Source organism: Streptomyces sp. NPDC031274 (genome assembly GCF_055570235.1).
Window position 1 is genome coordinate 1 of the sequence record NZ_JBVIHP010000386.1, and the last position, 1,140, is coordinate 1,140.

The following is a 1,140-nucleotide window of genomic DNA, read 5'->3' on the forward strand; positions in this document are numbered from 1 at the left end:
CGCGGCCCTGCGTCCGGCGGCCGAACGGAGCCTGGCCCACCTGCGGAGCCTCTTCGTGGGACGCGCCGGCCTCTAGGAACTAGGACCTGGCCGGGGAGGCCTGGGCGGTGTCGGACTGAACCCCGCGCGTGGCGAGAACCATCTCGCGCTCCATCTTGGAGGGATCGCCCTTCATCGGGACGGTCGCCCCGGAGCGCACAAATCCAAAGCGTCGGTAGAAGCTCTCGGCCCGCGCGTTGTCCTCGTGGACGTACAGGCGCACGCGCGCCACGTCCGTCACCGACCACGCCCACTCGACGGCAGTCTCGAAGAGCGCGTCGATCACACCGCTTCCGCGGTACTCGGGGCGAACGAAGACACCGACGACATGCGCCTGGCGCTGCTCAATGGCTCCGCCGAACACGTCGTCGTCGTCCGCGTCCTCGATGAGCACGGTCACTGTGCCGTTCCAGGACCCGTCGCGGCCCTCGGCCACGAACTGGCGCACCCGCGTCCCGTCGGCCGCCCCCTTGGCCCGCTCCTGCCAGAAGGAGTCGGGCTCCGCGGCGGCCTTCTCGTACGTATCGAGAAAGGCGATCGGAGCTGCCGGGTCCTTCAGCGCCAGGAGCCGCAGCTCCTTCACCTCGGGCCACTCGTCGGCACGTACAGGACGGACGGCATCGCGGGAAACCTGGTTCATGGTGCCGCACCCTACGGGACCGTCGTTCCGGAGCACTACGGCATTTCCCCTGGTCCCCGCCCTGCAGCAGATGCCCCGGGGCGTCGAAGCCACCGCGGCTCACTCCTCCGGCTCGGCCGCCACGATGCCCAGGAGCCCGGGAAACCGCTGCTCCAGATCCGCCCGGCGCAGGGTGGCCATCCGGCTGTTGCCGCGGGCGACTTGCTGGATCAGCCCGGCCTCGCGCAGCGCGCGGAAGTGGTGCGTGACGGTCGCCTTGGAGACCGGCAGCGCGAAGGAGCTGCATGTGCGCGCGGTGCCGTCGGGCGCGGCCGCGAGCTCGCGCACGACGCGGCGGCGCAGCGGGTCCGCCAGTGCGGCGAGCACCGGGCCGAGCCGCATCTCTTCGACGGTCGGGTGGCCCTCGTCGTCGGGCATGCCGCACTCCGCCCTTCAGGTACGACTTGCATCGTACCCCTGGG

The 1,140-nt window shown here is 71.2% G+C and carries 2 protein-coding genes; both read right to left on the minus strand.

All coding sequences use genetic code 11. From position 1 onward, the window contains the following. Positions 1–79: 79 nt before the first annotated feature. A complete protein-coding gene (locus tag ACZ5CR_RS46575; protein ID WP_468870111.1) occupies positions 80–679 on the minus strand; it encodes a GNAT family N-acetyltransferase in 600 nt (199 codons plus the stop codon). Positions 680–778: 99 nt separating this feature from the next. Beyond that, positions 779–1,096, minus strand: coding sequence for an ArsR/SmtB family transcription factor (locus ACZ5CR_RS46580; protein ID WP_468870113.1), 318 nt, complete (start codon positions 1,094–1,096; stop codon positions 779–781). Positions 1,097–1,140 lie beyond the last annotated feature (44 nt).

Bases quoted from the DNA above. Each gene is read 5' to 3' on its own strand.
- ACZ5CR_RS46575 (WP_468870111.1), bottom strand. From the start codon at position 679: ATGAACCAGGTTTCCCGCGATGCCGTCCGTCCTGTACGTGCCGACGAG.
- ACZ5CR_RS46580 (WP_468870113.1), bottom strand. From the start codon at position 1,096: ATGCCCGACGACGAGGGCCACCCGACCGTCGAAGAGATGCGGCTCGGC.